Origin of the sequence: Kitasatospora sp. NPDC005748 (assembly GCF_040630735.1) — a bacterium.
Lineage (GTDB): Bacteria > Actinomycetota > Actinomycetes > Streptomycetales > Streptomycetaceae > Kitasatospora.
The window spans coordinates 128,750-145,092 of sequence record NZ_JBEXYD010000013.1 but is presented as its reverse complement, the minus strand read 5'-3'; the positions used below and the strand labels follow the sequence as shown (position 1 = coordinate 145,092).

The following is a 16,343-nucleotide window of genomic DNA, read 5'->3' as shown; positions in this document are numbered from 1 at the left end:
GCGCCCGCCAAGTACGAGAATTCGGGTGCGCATGGCAACGACCTTCCTCCCGTGCGGGGTCGACTGTCAAGCAGGTGGGACGACAGTCTCGCCATGCGGACCGTGCCCCGGGCCGGCGGCGGCCCGGTGTTCGGGCAGGTCGGAGGGGCTGTGAGGGGGTCCGGACCGGCCCGCGCCGGGCTCGCCGCGGCCACCCGTCCGGGTGTCCGCGGCCAGGTACGCGCGCCGCGCCGAGAGCGAGCCGAGCGGGCGCGGCAGCGGGTAGGAACGGCGCACCAGCGCCCGCCGCAGCCGGGTCTCGTCCAGCGGCGGGGCGAAGGCCGACCCCTGGCCCTGCCGGCAGCCCAGCTCCTGGAGGACGGCCACCTGGCGCGGCAGGTCCACCCCCTCGGCCGCGGTCACCAGGCCGAGGTCCCGGCCGAGCCGCAGCGCGTGCCCGGCCAGCGTCCGGCCGAGCGGCGAGTCACCGAGGTCCTGGACCAGCGTGCGGTCCAGTTTGAGGCTGTCGAAGGGCAGCCGGGCGAGCGCCCCCAACGAGCCGTTGCCCGCCCCGAAGCCGGCCAGCGCGGTCGAGACGCCGAGCCGGCGCAGCGCGGCCAGCCGGCGGCCGAGTTCGTCGGCCAGCGCGTCCGGGCCCATCCGGGCCACCTCGACCACCAGGTGGCCGGCCGGCAGTCCGGTGTCGCGCAGCGCCGCGACCACCGCCTCGTACATGCCGGGCGAGCAGAGGCGCTGCGCCGAGAGCCGGACCGACACCGGCACCGGGGCCGGCGCCGAGCGGGTTCTCGCCGGCAGCCCGCGGCGCAGCGCGGCGGCCGTCACCGCCTCGTGGATCAGCCAGCGGGAGAACCGGGTGGCCGCGTCGCCGTGCTCGGCGGAGCGCAGGAACTCGGCGGGGGTGAGCAGCAGGCCCTGCGCGGAGCGCCAGCGGGCCTGGGCCTCGACGCCGGTGACGGCGCCGGTCCCGAGGTCCACCACCGGCTGGTGGAGCAGTGTGAAGCCGCCCTCGCGGACGGCCACCCGCAGCCGCTCCTCCAGCTCGGTGCGGCGCTCCAGGTCGGCCCGCATCGCCGGGGTGTAGAGCACCACCCGGCCCTTGCCCTCGGACTTGGCCCGGTACATCGCGAGGTCGGCGTTGCGCATCAGCTCGTCGGTGGCGGCCCGGGGATCGGCGGCCGGGCCACGCTCGGGGGTGCCGAAGGAGATGCCGATGCTGGCCGCGACGCTGAGTTCGGCGCCGCCGATCCAGTACGGCTCGGAGAGGGCGATCCGCAGCCGCTCGGCGAGCTCCTGGACCTGCAGCCGGCCGAGCGGGCCGCAGACCAGCGCCGCGAACTCGTCCCCGCCGAACCGGGCGACGGTGTCGCCGCCGCGCACCGCGCCCTGCAGCCGGCGGGCGGCCTGCACCAGCAGTTCGTCGCCGACCTGGTGGCCGGCGCTGTCGTTGACCGCCTTGAAGCCGTCCAGGTCGAGGAAGAGCACGGCGATCCCGGCGCCCGCGCCGCCCTGCTGGCCGCGGGTGGCGAGGGCGGCGCGCAGCCGTTGGGCGAACAGCGCCCGGTTGGGCAGGTCGGTGAGCGGGTCGTGGAAGGCGTTGTGCTGCAACTGGGCCTGCAGTATGACGCGTTCGGTGACGTCCCGGCTGTTCAGGATCAGGCCGTCGCGGTACCGGTTGACGGTGGACTCGACGTGCAGCCACTCGCCGGCGCCGGAGCTGATCCGGCACTCCACCCGGGCCGCGGACGGCTCGGCGGCGGCGGGCGAGCGGAGCGCGGCGAGCCGGCCCCGGGCCAGGAAGCGGCGGACCTCCGCGAGCACCCGGTCCACGTCCTCGGGGTGGACGAGGTCCAGCAGGTTGCCGCCGACCAGCTCCTCCGGATCCCGCCCGTAGACGCCGAGCGCGGCCGGGGACACGTAGGAGAGCACGCCGTTGGCGCCGGCGATCATGATGACGTCGCTGGAGCCCTGCACCAGGGACCGGAAGTGCGCCTCCTTGTGGGCAAGCTCCTGCGCCAGCGAGAGGTTGTCCAGCAGCATCACGCCCTGGCGCAGGATCAGCGCCAGGCCGACGGTGCAGGCGGCCGCGGCCACCACCCGGTCCAGGGGCCGCCCGCCGAGGGCGTTGTAGAGGATCCCGGCGGTGCAGACGGCGGCCGCCGCGTACGGGGTTAGCGCGCTGAAGGTGGTGGCCACCCGGCGGCGCGGCAGGCCGCCGACCGAGGGGTGCTCGCGCAGCGGACGGCGCCAGCGCGGCGACCACGGGGCCCAGGCCAGCAGCAGGCTGCCGGCGAACCAGCCGGCGTCCAGCAGCTCCCCCGAGTGGTAGTTGCTCTTCAGCTCCGGCGAGGTGAAGAGGGCGTCGCAGAGCACCGTCACGGCGAGCGCGATCATCGCGGTGTGCACCGCGGCCCGGTTGCCGTCGCGGCCGCCGAAGCGCAGCCCGACCACCAGACTGACCAGCAGGATGTCCAGCACCGGGTAGGCCAGGTTGGTCGCCAGCGCCACCACGGAGCCGTCCGCGCCGGCGGCGATCCGGCCGAGTGCCAGGCTCCAGCTCAGGGTGAACAGCGAGCCGGCCACCAGCCAGCCGTCCAGCAGCAGGCAGAGCCAGCCGGCGGCGCTGCGCGGGCGCTGGGAGAGCACCAGCACGCCGGTGATGGCGAGCGGGGCGAACAGCAGGAAGGCGAACTCGGCGAGCGAGTCCTGCGGCTGCCTGCCGGGTTGGACCAGCTCGTACCAGCCCCAGGTGGCGTTGCCGAACGCGACCATGAGCGAGGAGAGGCCGAACAGCAGCCAGGCCGAGCGGGCCGGGCCGCCGACCGTACAGGCGTACGTCAGACAGGACAGCGCGGCCGCGAGCGCGGCCGCCGCCAGACCGAAGTCCCCCATGAAGACGGAGAGTTGGCGTGACCCCCAGCCGAGGGACGCGCCCAGGGCGTACGCCAGGCAGAGGGCGCCGAGCACGGTGCCGGGCAGGGACCGGCTGTACAGCAGTCGGCGGACCGGGCCGCGCCGGACGGCTGCGGACAGGTCGGCGTCCGGTACGCCCGACCGTCCGGCTCCGGGCAGCACCGCATCGGTGGAGCTCACTCGGCCTCTCCCCCTCCGGCCCGGAGCCTGGCGCCCCGGCCACGGGCCACCGGCCGCGCACCTGATGGCCGTACGCGGTGACCAGGCGCCCCGTCAGGGCGATGGCCCAGGGGGTGGGCGGCCTGCCGGCCGACGCACCGCACCGATGTTCCCACTCGGGACCCTACACCACTTCGGTCACTCAATGACACGCACACTCAACTTAGAGTAATGGTGAAGGGATGGCGAAATGCACCCGATTCCGCCGGATCCGGCCGGTTGGCGGGGGCGTGCGGGCGGGGGCTCACGCGGCGCGCACGGGAGCACGCGGCGGGGTCCGGCGACCACCGGCCGGTCCGGGCAGGTCCGGCCGGTGGTCGCCGGCGAGCGTGCGGGTCAGCGGCCGGCCAGCGCCGGCTCGTCCGGGAAGAGCCGCAGGCGGTGCGCCAGTGCGGCGGCCTCGCCCCGGCCGGCCACCGCGAGCTTGCCGAGGATGTTGGAGACGTGCACGCTCGCGGTCTTCGGCGAGATGTACAGCTCCTCCGCGATCTGCCGGTTGGTACGGCCCCGGGCGAGCAACCGGAGCACGTCCCGCTCACGGGGGGTGAGCCCGAAGGAGTCGCCGACCGCGGGCACCGCGGCGGCCCTCGCCGCCCGGGCGGTCAGCGCCAGACCGGCCCGCTCGGCCAGGCCGTTGATCTCGGCCAGCAGTGCGCTGTCCGACCGGGCCCGGGCCAGCGTCCGGGCCTCGCGGAGCAGGGCCGCCCCGGCCTCCCGGTCGCCGGCCAGCACCCCGGCCTCGCCGGCCCGCAGCAGGGCCGCCGCCAGCGGGCCGGGCAGCCCGGCCGGCCGCAGCGCCTCGACGGCGACGGCCCACTGCACCGGGGTGTCCAGGCCCTCGGCCCGGGCCAGTTCGGCCTCCAGCAGGCGCGCCCAGCCGTGGTGCAGCGGCGCCTTGGGAGTCAGCCCGGCGGCCACCTCGGCGATCCTGGCCAGCACCGCGGGCCGGCCCGGATCGGCCTCCGGCAGGCCCCGGCCGTCGGCCTCGGCCGCGGCCCCGTCGATCAGCAGCGGGTAGAGCGCGGCCTCGTTCCCGGCCGGAACGGGGCCCCCGATCACCGCGAGCAGTTCGGCCCGCGCCTCCAGCGGCCGCCCGCCGCGGGCGGCGATCAGCACCGCGAGCCGGGAGATCGGCACCGAGTGCTGGACCTGGCAGACCCGGTCCGAGGCCCGGGCCTGGGCCAGCATGCCGGCCGCCGCCGGGAGGTCCCCGCGCAGCAGGGCCAGCTCGCCCCGCAGCCGGTCGAGGAACTCGGCGTGGCTGCCCGGGTACTGGGTCCGCTCGGCGCCGGCCAGCAGCTCGGCCGCCTCCCCGGTCCGGCCCAGGTCGAGCAGCGCCTCGGCGAGGTTGCCGAGCAGCAGGGTGCCGATGTTGCGCAGCAGGCCGGTGCCGTCCGCCGTCTCCAGCCCCTCGCGGGCGAGCGCCACCGCCTCCTCCGCGCGGCCGAGCGACTGCAGCAGGCTGGCCAGGTTGTTGAGGCCGCGGAGCATCAGGTCGGGGACGCCGAGCCCACGGGTGGCGGCGAGCGCCTCGGTCAGCTCGGTGACGGCGGCCTCGGGGTCGTTGCCCAGGTCGTGGCGGAGCGTGCCGAGCGTCATCCGGGCGTGCTGCTCGACGGCGTGCGCGCCGACCTGGCGGGCGATCGCCGCGGCCCGCTCGGCGAGTTCGACGCTCTCGCCGGTCGGGTTGTTGAGCATGGCGATGCCGGCGCTCAGCGCGAACACCTCGGCCTGCACCGCGGAGGGCGGCAGGTGCTCGACCAGCCGCCGGGCGTAGGCCGCCTCGTCCTGGTCCTTGGAGCGGTTGAGGTGGCCGAACATCCGGGCCCGGTTCATCCGGAACCAGGCGGCCCGGGCCGGGTCGCGGTTCTCGTCGACCAGCTTCAGCGCCCGCCGGGAGAGGCTCAGCCCGCGCTCGCGGTCCCCGCTGCGCCGGGCCGCGACCACCGCCTCGGCGAGGACGTCGACCAGTTGCAGCCGCTCGCAGTCGCCGTCGTGGGTGTCCACGTCGCAGGAGCAGGGCGGGTAGGTCTCGGCCCAGTCGTAGGGGCGCAGGGTGTGCGCCAGGACGTCCTCGGAGACCTCGTCCCACAGCTCCAGGGCGCGCTCCAGCATCCGCAGCTGCTCGGCGAAGGCGTTGCGCCGGCGGGCCGCCCGGGCGGCGTCCAGGGCGCTCGGCAGGGCCCGGACCGGATCGTGCGCGTGGTACCAGTAGTTGGCCAGCCGGGCCGGCCGGACGTCGCAGCCGACCAGGTGCGGCTGCTGCTCCAGGGCGGTGGCGAAGCGGCGGTTGATCCGGTGCCGCTCGCCGGGCAGCAGGTCGTCCGAGACCGCCTCGCGGACGAGGGCGTGCCGGAACCGGTAGCCGTCCCCGTCGGTGTCCGGGCGCAGGATGTTGGCGCCGACGGCCGCGCGCAGCGACTCGATCAGCTCCTCCTCGTCGTCCAGCACCGCGGCCAGCAGCGCGTGCTCGACGTAGGAGCCGCCCTCGGCGGCGATCCGCAGCACCCGCTGGGTCTCCTCGTCCAGCGCCTCGACCCGGACCAGCAGGATGTCCCGCAGCGAGTCGGTGAGCCCGGCCGAGCAGCCGGACTGGAAGGAGGTGGCGAGCTCCTCGACGAAGAACGGGTTGCCCTCGGAGCGGCGGTGGATCCGGTCGACCAGCTGCCGGTCGGGGTCGGCGGTGCCGAGGATGCCGGCCAGCTGCTCGGCCACCTCGCCCGGGCCGAACCGCTCCAGTTCCATCCGCTGGACGGTGCGCAGCCGCTCCAGCTCGGCGAGGAAGGGCCGCAGCGGGTGGCGGCGGTGCAGGTCGTCGGTGCGGTAGGTGGCCACCAGCAGCACGCGGGCCCGGTGCAGGGTGCGGACCAGGTAGGTGAAGAGCTCCCGGGTCGAACGGTCGGACCAGTGCAGGTCCTCGACCGCGAGCACGAGGGTACGGTCCGTGCCGAGCCGCTCGAACAGCCTCGCGGTGTGCTCGAACAGCCGGGCCCGGCCGTACTCGTCGTTGGGTTCGCCGTCGGCCTCGCCGAAGTCGGGCAGCAGCCGGGCGAGGTGGCCCTCGCTGCCGGCCGCGGCGGCCTCCAGCTCGGCGCCCAGCCCCCGGTGCAGCCGGCGCAGCGCGGTGGCCAGCGGCGCGTACGGCAGCCCCTCGGCGCCGACCTCCAGACAGCCGCCGACGGTGGTGACCACGCCCTCGTCCGCGCAGCACCGGTCGAGGAACTCCTCCAGCAGCCTGGTCTTGCCGACGCCCGCCTCGCCGCCGATCAGGACGGTCTGCGGCTTCCCCTCCCCGGCCCGCCGCAGCGCCTCGCCCAGTTCGGTGATCTCGGTGCCGCGGCCGACGAAGACGGGACTCACCGATATCTGCTGCATGGAGGCGAGCATGCCATAACCGTCCGGGCCGGGCCGATCGGTTATCCCGCCCCTCGGACGCCCGGAAGGGGAGGCGCTGGATCGCACCTCCCCTTCCATCTCCGTCCCGGCCCCGGCCGGGTGTCGACCCGTCAGCACTCGCGCAGACGCGCGGCGCGCCGCTCGGAGCGGACGGCGGGCAGTCGGCGCAGGCCGCGGCGGTCGCCCTTGGCCTCGCGGACCAGGCGCTGGTGGTCGGCCTGGGCGTGGAGTTCCCGCACCTGGTGCTGGATGAGCTCGTACTCGAACACGGTGTTTCCCCTCGTGGTGGTCTCTCTCGTTCTGAGGTAAAGCCTCCTCCCCCAGGGGGGTGCGCCACATCGGCACCTTGCCCGATGTTCCGGGCGGCCTGCGCCTTAGGTCGGGCGGCCGGGAACGGCAAAGGCCCGGATCCACCCCACTTAGGGGGTGGATCCGGGCCCTGAGCGCACTAAGGCACCTTAGAAAGCCTTAGATGCCTTAGAAACCGTGGTCGGATCCGGTCGGCACCGAGCTTCTCCAGGTAGTGCCTACTGCCCTTCCACGCCGAGCTTCACCAGGATGAGGTCCTTCACCCGGGCCGCGTCGGCCTGCCCGCGGGTGGCCTTCATGACCGCGCCGACGAGCGCGCCCACCGCGGCGACCTTGCCGTCGCGGATCTTGGCGGCGATCGCCTCGTTGCCGGCGATGGCCTCGTCGACGGCCGCGCCGAGCGCGGAGTCGTCCGAGACGACGGCCAGGCCGCGCTTCTCGACGACCTCGTCCGGCTCGCCCTCACCGGCCAGCACGGCCTCGATGACCTGGCGGGCCAGCTTGTCGTTCAGCTTGCCCTCGGCGACCAGCGCGGTCACCCGGGCGACCTGCGCCGGGGTGATCGGCTGCTCGCTCAGCTCGGTGCCGGTCTCGTTGGCCCGGCGGGCCAGCTCGCCCATCCACCACTTGCGGGCCTGGTCGGCCGGGGCGCCCGCGGCGATGGTCTCCAGGATCGGCTCGACCGCGCCGGCGTTCAGCACCGACTGCATGTCCTTGTCGGTCAGGCCCCACTCGGCCTGCAGCCGGGCCCGGCGCACCCGCGGCAGCTCGGGCAGACCGGCGCGCAGCTCCTCCACCCAGGCGCGGGACGGCGCGATCGGCACCAGGTCCGGCTCGGGGAAGTAGCGGTAGTCCTCGGCGTTGTCCTTGATCCGGCCGGCGGTGGTGCTGCCGTCCTCCTCGTGGAAGTGCCGGGTCTCCTGGACGATCGTGCCGCCGTCGCCCAGCACCGTGGCGTGCCGCTGGATCTCGAACCGGGCGGCCCGCTCGACGCTGCGCAGCGAGTTGACGTTCTTGGTCTCGGAGCGGGTGCCGAACTTCTCGGTGCCGTTGGGGCGCAGCGACAGGTTGACGTCGCAGCGCATCTGGCCCTTGTCCATCCGGGCCTCGGAGACGCCCAGCGCCTTGATCAGCTCACGCAGCTCGGCGACGTACGCCTTGGCGACCTCGGGGGCCCGCTCGCCGGCGCCCTCGATCGGCTTGGTGACGATCTCGATCAGCGGGATGCCGGCCCGGTTGTAGTCGAGCAGCGAGTGCGTGGCGCCGTGGATCCGGCCGGTCGCGCCGCCGACGTGGCTGGACTTGCCGGTGTCCTCCTCCATGTGGGCGCGCTCGATCTCCACCCGGAAGGTCGAGCCGTCCTCCAGCTGCACGTCGAGGTAGCCGTTGAAGGCGATCGGCTCGTCGTACTGCGAGGTCTGGAAGTTCTTCGGCATGTCCGGGTAGAAGTAGTTCTTCCGGGCGAACCGGCACCACTCGGCGATCTCGCAGTTCAGCGCCAGGCCGATCTTGATCGCCGACTCGACGCCGATGGCGTTGACCACCGGCAGCGAGCCGGGCAGGCCCAGACAGGTCGGGCAGACCTGGCTGTTCGGCTCGGCACCCAGTTCGGTCGAGCACCCGCAGAACATCTTGGTCTTGGTACCCAGCTCGACGTGGACCTCAAGGCCCATCACCGGGTCGTACGACGCGAGAGCGTCCTCGTAGGAGACCAGGTTCATGACGCTCACAGCGTCCCCTTCGCTAAAAGTCTGTGGAGGTACGGGCCCGGCCGCGCACGGTCGGGTGCGCGGCCGGGCCGAGGGCGTTCTCAGCCCAGCAGCACGTCGTCGTCGCCGAGCCGGCGCAACTCGCGCACCAGCAGGGCGGTGCCGGTGACCAGCGCCGCCGCCCCGACCAGGGCGTTGATCAGCTTGAGCGTGTCGCTCTCGCCGCGCGCCTTCCGGATGTCCTTGACGATCGAGACCGCGCCGAACGTGCTGGTGCCGATGGACAGCCACAGGCCGGGCTTGGAGTGCTTGAAGCCCTTCGCCTTTTCGAGCTTGCTCACAGTGCCGGTGCCTCCTCCAGCAGGGTGTGCCCCCACTTGTCGTTGAGTGCGGCCTCGACGGCGCCGCCCACGCGGTACAGGCGGTCGTCCGCCATCGCGGGTGCGATGATCTGCAGGCCGACCGGGAGATTGTCCTCCGGCGCCAGCCCGCAGGGCAGCGACATGGCCGCGTTGCCCGCGAGGTTCGACGGAATCGTGCAGAGGTCGGCCAGGTACATCGCCATCGGGTCGTCGGCGCGCTCGCCGATCGGGAAGGCGGTGGTCGGCGTGGTCGGCGAGACCAGCACGTCCACGCCGGCGAAGGCGGTGTCGAAGTCGCGCGAGATGAGCGTGCGCACCTTCTGGGCCGAGCCGTAGTAGGCGTCGTAGTAGCCCGAGGAGAGGGCGTAGGTGCCGAGGATGATCCGGCGCTTCACCTCGGGGCCGAAGCCGGCCTCGCGGGTGAGGGCGGTGACGTCCTCGGCCGAGCGGGTGCCGTCGTCGCCGACCCGCAGGCCGTAGCGCATCGCGTCGAAGCGGGCCAGGTTGGACGAGGCCTCGCTGGGCGCGATCAGGTAGTACGCGGGCAGCGCCAGGGTGAACGACGGGCAGGAGACCTCGACGACCTCCGCGCCCAGCTCGCGCAGCAGCTCGACGGACTCGTTGAACCGCTGCATGACGCCGGCCTGGTAGCCCTCGCCGGCGAACTCCTTGACCACGCCGATCCGCATGCCGCGCACGTCGCGCAGCTTGGCGGCCTCGACCACGGCCGGGACGGGCGCGTCGATCGAGGTGGAGTCCAGCGGGTCGTGGCCGGCGATCGCCTCGTGCAGCAGCGCCGCGTCGAGCACGGTGCGGGCGCACGGACCGCCCTGGTCCAGCGAGGAGGAGAACGCGACCAGGCCGTAGCGGGAGACCGACCCGTAGGTGGGCTTCACGCCGACGGTGCCGGTGACGGCGCCGGGCTGGCGGATCGAGCCGCCGGTGTCGGTGCCGATCGCCAGCGGGGCCTCGAAGGCGGCCAGCGCGGCGGCCGAGCCACCGCCGGAGCCGCCGGGGATCCGGCTGAGGTCCCACGGGTTGCCGGTGGGGCCGTAGGCGGAGTTCTCGGTGGAGGAGCCCATCGCGAACTCGTCCATGTTGGTCTTGCCGAGGATCACCACGCCCGCGTCCTTGAGACGCGAGGTCAGGGTGGCGTCGTACGGCGGGATCCAGCCTTCGAGGATCTTGGACCCGCAGGTGGTCGGCACGCCCTTGGTGGTGAAGACGTCCTTCAGCGCGAGCGGGACGCCGGCCAGCGGGCCCAGCTCCTCGCCCTTGGCGCGCTTCTCGTCGACGGCCCTGGCGGCGTCCAGCGCGCCCTCGGTGTCGACGTGCAGGAAGGCGTTGACCTTCTTGTCGACGGCGCCGATGCGGTCCAGGTGCGCCTGGGCGACCTCGACGGCGGAGACCTCGCCCTTGGCGATGGCGCTCGCGGTCTCGGCCGCGGTGTAACGGATCAGGTCGGTCATCGGTCAGTCCTCCCCGAGGATCTGCGGCACACGGAAACGCTGCTCCTCGGCGGCGGGGGCGCCGGACAGCGCCTGCTCCGGGGTGAGCGACGGTCGCACCACGTCCGCCCGCATGACGTTGGTCAGCGGGAGGGGGTGGGAGGTCGGCGGGACGTCCTGTCCGGCGACCTCGGAAACGCGCGCGACCGCGCCGATGATCACGTCGAGCTGCTCGGCGAAGTGGTCCAGCTCTTCGGCCTGCAACTCAAGACGCGACAGCCGAGCGAGGTGGGCGACCTCCTCGCGCGTGATGCCAGGCATGCGGCGATCCTCAGGGGTGTGAGTTCTGGTGAGACCCGGTGCCGCGCTCAGGCGGTGCCGGGCCCGGGCAGGAGCAGCCGGCTCGGCGCTCCCGTCCTCTTGGTCTGTGGACCCCATCCTATGGGGCCCGGCCCGGCCACCGGCCAACGAGTAACCCCGCGGGGCGGTCACCCTGCCCCGGCCCCGCTCCGGGACCGGGCCGGCGACCGCCGCGGACGCCCTACTGCGGGCTCGTCGGGACCCACCTCGGCGTGCCCTGCGCCTGGACCTCCAACTGGGCCGCCGACACCGCCTGGACCACCGGCGGCAGCACCGGCGGGATGACCGGCGGCAGCACCGGCTGGATCCCCGGCTTGACCACCGGCTGGATCACCCGCGGCAGTTGACCCGCCGGGCCGAACCGCTCGACCGGCGGGGCGCCGGTGCGGTGCACCCGGAGCCAGGCGGTGGCCTGCTCGGCCGGCAGCGCCGCCGAGACCAGCCAGCCCTGGACGGCGTCCACGCCCATCCGGTGCAGCCGCTCCCAGGTCTCGTCGTCCTCCACGCCCTCGGCCACCACGGTCAGGCCCAGCGAGTGGGCCAGCTCCACCGAGCAGCGGACCACGGCCGCGTCGTGGTCGTCGGCGACCATCCGGGAGACGAAGGAGCGGTCGATCTTCAACTCGCCGACCGGCAGGCTGCGCAGCCGCACCAGCGAGGAGTGGCCCGTCCCGAAGTCGTCCAGGGACATCCCGACGCCGTAGCCGCGCAGCTCGGCCAGGGTGTCGGCGGCCCGCCGGGAGTCGTCCAGCAGCAGCCGCTCGGTGATCTCCAGCTGGAGCGCGTGGGCCGGCACCTGGTGGCGGACGAGGTGCCCGGCGACCCGCTGGGCGAAGCCCGGGTTCAGCACGTCGCGCGGCGAGACGTTCACCGCGACCTGTACCTGGAGGCCCTGCTCGCGCCAGGAGGCGAGCTGGCCGACGGCCGCCTCCAGGACGTAGTCGGTCAGCCGGGGCATCAGGCCGCTGGACTCCGCGAGCCCGACGAACTCGTCCGGCGAGACCTTGCCCTGGCCGGGCCGGTCCCAGCGCAGCAGCGCCTCCAGCCCGACCACCCGGCCGTCGAAGGCCACCTTGGGCTGGTAGTGCAGCTGCACCTCGCCGGTCTCCAGCGCCCGCCGCAGATCGCCGAGCAGCCCGATCCGGTACGGCGTGTCGGCGTCCTGGGCCTCGTCGTACTGTTCGACGGAGGTGCAGCCGCGCTGGGCGTGGCCCATCGCCACGTCGGCGCGGCGCAGCAGCGACTCGGCGTCCTGGGCGTGCTGCGGGTAGACGCAGACGCCGGCGCTGGCCTCCAGGACGAGCAGCAGCCCGTCCAGCCGGATCGGTGCGGCCAGCTCGGCGATCAGCGCCTTGGCGACCCGCTCCAGGGTGTTGGGGCAGCCGACGCCGGGCAGCAGCACGGCGAACTCGTCGCCGCCCATCCGGGCCACCATCGGGCGGCCGCGCCGGTAGTCCCGGGGCATCCCGGCGAAGACGTCGTCGATCGTCTCCCGTCCCGCTCCGCCGGACGCGCCGGAGCGCAGGGCGCGGTGCAGCCGGCGGGCGATGTGCACCAGCAGCCGGTCGCCGGCGGTGTGGCCGAGCGTGTCGTTGAGCGACCTGAACCGGTCGAGGTCGAGCAGGATCAGCCCGACGCTGTAGCCCTGCTCGTGCTCGGCGATGGCCTCCTGGGCGGCCAGTAAGAGGGCCTGGCGGTTGGGCAGGTCCGTCAGCGGGTCGGTGAGCTGGTCACGGGCGCGGTCCCGGGCGATCCGCCAGGCCGCGACCAGCACGGCCAGCGGCACCGCGAACAGCGGCAGCAGCTCGGGCTCGTAGCGGTAGACCAGGACGGCCAGCGGGATGAGCGGTGCGGCGCCGGCCAGCAGGACTCCGAGCAGCAGGACCGCACCCGCCACTCCCTGCGGCGGGCGTGTGGGCGCACCGCCGGTCGTACGATCCATAAGCCCTGTCCTCCGTCGGGCCCGCCCCGTCAGGCCGCCTTACGGTGAGGCACCGTACCGGTGCCGGCAGCTGCCGGGCATGAGCGACCCCGCGGAGACCGGCTCAGCCGGTGCCCCCACCCCTGCTGACACTCTGTTGCGCTCCAGGGTATTCCGGGGTCCACCCGGCGGGCAGACTTTCGGACAACCGGAGCGCGCCACCGCGTTCCGGTGCCGCACAGTGACACAATGCCCGCTTTCACCGCGCGGCACCCGGTGACGGCGCATCAGGACGATAACAAGACGGACTCGGTGGCTCCGAGTTCGGGTCACCCCTCGGCGGGGGGCTCCTCGGCGGCCCCGGCGACGGCCTCCGGTTCGGGCAGGCCCAGGTGCCTGCGAGCCGCGTCCGGCCCCTGCTCCAGCAGCACCGTGAAGCCCTCGTCGTCCAGGACCGGCAGCCCGAGCTGAACGGCCTTGTCGAACTTGGAACCGGGATTGTCACCGGCGACCACGAAATCGGTCTTCTTCGACACCGATCCGGTCACCTTCGCTCCGCGCGAGGTCAGCGCCTCCTTGGCGCCGTCCCGGGTGTGCCCGGCCAGCGTGCCGGTGACCACCACCGTCAGCCCCTCCAGCGGACGCTCGCCCTGCTCCTCGCCGGCCTCCTCGGTGAAGCGGACCCCGGCCGCGCGCCACTTCTCCAGGATCTCCCGGTGCCACTCCTCCTGGTACCACTCGGCGATCGAGCGCGCCGTGCCGGGACCGACCCCCTCGGTGGCGGCCAGCTCCTCCTGGCTGGCCGCGAAGATCCGGTCGAGGTCACGGAACTCCCTGGCCAGCGCCTGCGCGGCGACCGGGCCGACGTGCCGGATCGACAGGCCGTTGAGGAAGCGCCAGAGGGGGCGCTCCCTGGCCAGGTCGATGTTGTCGAGCATCAGGCCGGTGTTCTTCTTGGCCGCGCCCGTGGTGGTCGCGAAGAAGAAGACCTCCTTCTCCTCGCCGGTCTCGTCGTCGAGCTTCGGCAGGCCGGTCTTCGGGTCGCGGACCAGCACCCTGATCGGCAGCAGCTGCTCGGCGGTGAGGCGGAAGATGTCGCCCTCGTCCCGGACCGGCGCCTCGGCCGGCTCCAGCGGCTGGGTCAGCGCCGTCGCCGCGACGTAGCCCAGCCCCTCGATGTCCAGCGCGGACCGGCCGCCCAGGAAGGCGATCCGCTCGCGGATCTGGGCCGGGCAGAACCGCGCGTTGGGGCACCGCAGGTCGATGTCGCCCTCCGCCATCGGGCGCAGCTCGGCGCCGCACTCGTGGCAGTGCGAGGGCATCACGAACTCCTGCTCGGTGCCGTCCCGCAGGTCGTACACCGGGCCGAGGATCTCGGGGATGACGTCACCGGCCTTGCGGAGCACCACGGTGTCGCCCAGCATGACGTCCTTGGCCTTGACGATCTGCTGGTTGTGCAGCGTCGCGTACTGCACCATCGAGCCGGCCACCTTCACCGGCTCCGCCAGCACCGCGTACGGGGTGGCCCGGCCGGTGCGGCCGATGCCGACCTTGATCGCGGCGAGCTTGCCGGTGACCTCCTCCGGCGGGTACTTCCAGGCGATCGCCCAGCGCGGGGACTTCGAGGTCGCGCCGAGCCGGCCCTGGAGGGCGATCTCGTCCACCTTGACCACGACGCCGTCGATCTCGTGCTCGACCGAGTGCCGCTGCGCGCCGAAGTGCTCGATGAAGGCGCGGACCTCGGCCAGCGTGCCGACCACCTTGTTGTGCCGGGCCGTGGGCAGGCCCCAGTCGTGCAGCAGCCGGTAGGCGTGCGACTGGTTGTCGATGTCGAAGCCGACCCGGGCGCCGATGCCGTGCACCACCATGTGCAGCGGGCGGGACGCGGTGATGTGCGGGTCCTTCTGGCGCAGCGAACCGGCGGCCGCGTTGCGCGGGTTCATGAACAGCCGGATCATCGCCCGGGGCCGCTTGCCCTCCTTGGCGCGCTCCTCGTTCTCCTGCCGGCGGCGCTCGTTCTCCTCGGCGAAGGAGGCGTTGAGCGCCTCGAAGGCGTCGGTGGGGAAGTAGACCTCGCCGCGGATCTCCACCAGCGCGGGGACGTCGTCGCCCTTGAGCCGGTGCGGGATCTCCTTGATGGTGCGGACGTTGGCGGTGATGTCCTCGCCGACCCGGCCGTCGCCGCGGGTCGCGGCCTGCACCAACTGGCCGTTCTCGTAGGTGAGGTTGACGGCCAGGCCGTCCACCTTGAGCTCGCAGAGGTAGTGGTACTCGATGCCGGCCAGCTCGGTGGCGACCCGCTCGGCCCAGGCGGCCAGCTCGTCGTCGTCCATCGCGTTGTCCAGGCTGAGCAGCCGCTCGCGGTGCTCGACGGCCGCGAACTGCTCGGTGACGGCGCCGCCGACCTTCTGGGTCGGCGAGTCGGGGGTGCGCAGGGCCGGGTGCCCGGCCTCCAGCGCCTCCAGCTCGCGCATCAGGGCGTCGAACTCGGCATCGGTGACGACCGGCGCGTCCTGCTCGTAGTAGCGGGCGCGGTGGTCCTCGATCTCGGCCGCCAGCTCGGCGTGCCGCCCGCGGACCTCCGCCGGGATCTCCTCCCAGCCCTCGACAGCCACCACCGCAAGCCCTCCTACGTTCTCATTCCGGGTTGTCCACCAGGCTCTGGGCCGCCCTCACACTGAGTGACAGCGCCTTGCGCGCGTGGGCCGGAGAGGCCCCGGCCAGCCCGCAGGTGGGCGTCACCAGCACACGGCGGCCCAGCAGCTCCGGGGCGAACCCGAGCCTGCGCCACAACGTCCTGACACCCTGGACACTACCGGCCGGGTCGGACAGTGCCGTTGATTGAGCGGGAGCTCCGTCGGTGGACGGCACCACGCCGGCGAGGATCACGGTGCCCGCCTCGATCGCCTCGCCGAGCTGCTCGTCCTCACGTTCCGTCAACAGCGAGAAGTCCAGGGAGACTCCGGCCACACCGGCCCGGCGCAGCAGCGGGATCGGGACGTCCGGGGCGCAGCAGTGCACCACCACCGGTACGTCGACGCTGCGGATCACCTCGCGCAGCGCCTCCTCGGCGACCTGGCGGTCCACCGAGCGCAGCCGCTGGAAGCCGCTGGCGGTCCTCACCCCGCCGGTCAGCACCGCGGGCAGCGAGGGCTCGTCGAGCTGGAGCACCACCGCCGCGCCGGGGATCCGGCGGCGGACCTCGTCGAGGTGGCGGCGCAGCCCCTCGGTGAGCGAGCCGGCGATGTCCCGGCGGGCACCGGGGTCGGCGAGCGCCTTCTCGCCGTGCTTCAGCTCGATCGAGGCGGCCAGCGTCCACGGGCCGACGGCCTGCACCTTGAGCGCGCCCTGGTAGCCCTGGGTGAACTCCTCCAGGGCGTCCAGGTCCTCGCCCAGCCAGGCACGGGCCCGCCGGGTGTCGCGGCCGGGGCGGTCGGTGAAGCGCCAGCCGCTGGGTTCGGTCTGCGCGAACAGCTCGACCAGCAGGCCGGCGCTGCGCCCGATCATGTCGGCGCCCGGCCCGCGGGCGGGCAGCTCGGGCAGGAACGGCAGCTGCTCCAGCGCCCCGGTGGCCGTCTTGGCGGCCTCCCGCGCGTCGGTGCCGGGCAGCGATCCGACGCCGGTGGCGGCGCCGCGCAGGTCGGGGAAAGAGTGTCCGTTGCTCACCCGCCCGAGCCTAGTGCGCCCGGCGTGGGAAGTCGGACCGGCC

General features: G+C 73.9%; 10 protein-coding genes. All 10 read right to left on the bottom strand.

What is annotated here, in order from left to right; all coding sequences use genetic code 11:
- Nucleotides 1-66 precede the first annotated feature (66 nt).
- Nucleotides 67-2,994, bottom strand: coding sequence for an EAL domain-containing protein (locus tag ABZ495_RS13510; protein WP_359835786.1), 2,928 nt, complete (start codon nt 2,992-2,994; stop codon nt 67-69).
- Between the two features lie 471 nt (nt 2,995-3,465).
- Complete coding sequence (locus ABZ495_RS13505) at nt 3,466-6,504, bottom strand: AAA family ATPase (protein ID WP_359835772.1); 3,039 nt, start codon at nt 6,502-6,504, stop codon at nt 3,466-3,468.
- 131 nt (nt 6,505-6,635) lie between these two features.
- Nucleotides 6,636-6,794 (bottom strand): hypothetical protein, encoded by a 159-nt coding sequence (locus ABZ495_RS13500; protein ID WP_329489711.1) that lies wholly within the window; start codon nt 6,792-6,794, stop codon nt 6,636-6,638.
- Nucleotides 6,795-7,052: 258 nt separating this feature from the next.
- The gene (gene gatB / locus ABZ495_RS13495; RefSeq protein WP_359835770.1) at nt 7,053-8,564 is read right to left on the bottom strand and encodes an Asp-tRNA(Asn)/Glu-tRNA(Gln) amidotransferase subunit GatB; all 1,512 of its coding nucleotides are present in this window, start codon (nt 8,562-8,564) and stop codon (nt 7,053-7,055) included.
- Nucleotides 8,565-8,644: 80 nt separating this feature from the next.
- Complete coding sequence (locus ABZ495_RS13490) at nt 8,645-8,884, bottom strand: hypothetical protein (protein ID WP_329489709.1); 240 nt, start codon at nt 8,882-8,884, stop codon at nt 8,645-8,647.
- A complete protein-coding gene (gene gatA / locus ABZ495_RS13485) occupies nt 8,881-10,374 on the bottom strand; it encodes an Asp-tRNA(Asn)/Glu-tRNA(Gln) amidotransferase subunit GatA (RefSeq protein ID WP_329489708.1) in 1,494 nt (497 codons plus the stop codon). The genes ABZ495_RS13490 and gatA overlap by 4 nt, the downstream gene beginning before the upstream one ends.
- A 3-nt stretch (nt 10,375-10,377) precedes the next feature.
- A complete protein-coding gene (gene gatC, locus ABZ495_RS13480) occupies nt 10,378-10,674 on the bottom strand; it encodes an Asp-tRNA(Asn)/Glu-tRNA(Gln) amidotransferase subunit GatC (protein WP_280719380.1) in 297 nt (98 codons plus the stop codon).
- A gap of 220 nt (nt 10,675-10,894) precedes the next feature.
- Nucleotides 10,895-12,655 (bottom strand): bifunctional diguanylate cyclase/phosphodiesterase, encoded by a 1,761-nt coding sequence (locus tag ABZ495_RS13475; protein ID WP_329489707.1) that lies wholly within the window; start codon nt 12,653-12,655, stop codon nt 10,895-10,897.
- A 308-nt stretch (nt 12,656-12,963) separates the two neighbouring features.
- Nucleotides 12,964-15,249 carry an NAD-dependent DNA ligase LigA gene (ligA, locus tag ABZ495_RS13470; RefSeq protein ID WP_359835784.1) on the bottom strand — a complete coding sequence of 762 codons (2,286 nt, stop codon included), beginning with the start codon at nt 15,247-15,249 and terminating at the stop codon, nt 12,964-12,966.
- A gap of 22 nt (nt 15,250-15,271) precedes the next feature.
- Entirely contained in the window at nt 15,272-16,300 is a 1,029-nt protein-coding gene (locus ABZ495_RS13465; protein ID WP_359835768.1) for a methionine synthase, read from the bottom strand.
- Between the last annotated feature and the right edge of the window lie 43 nt (nt 16,301-16,343).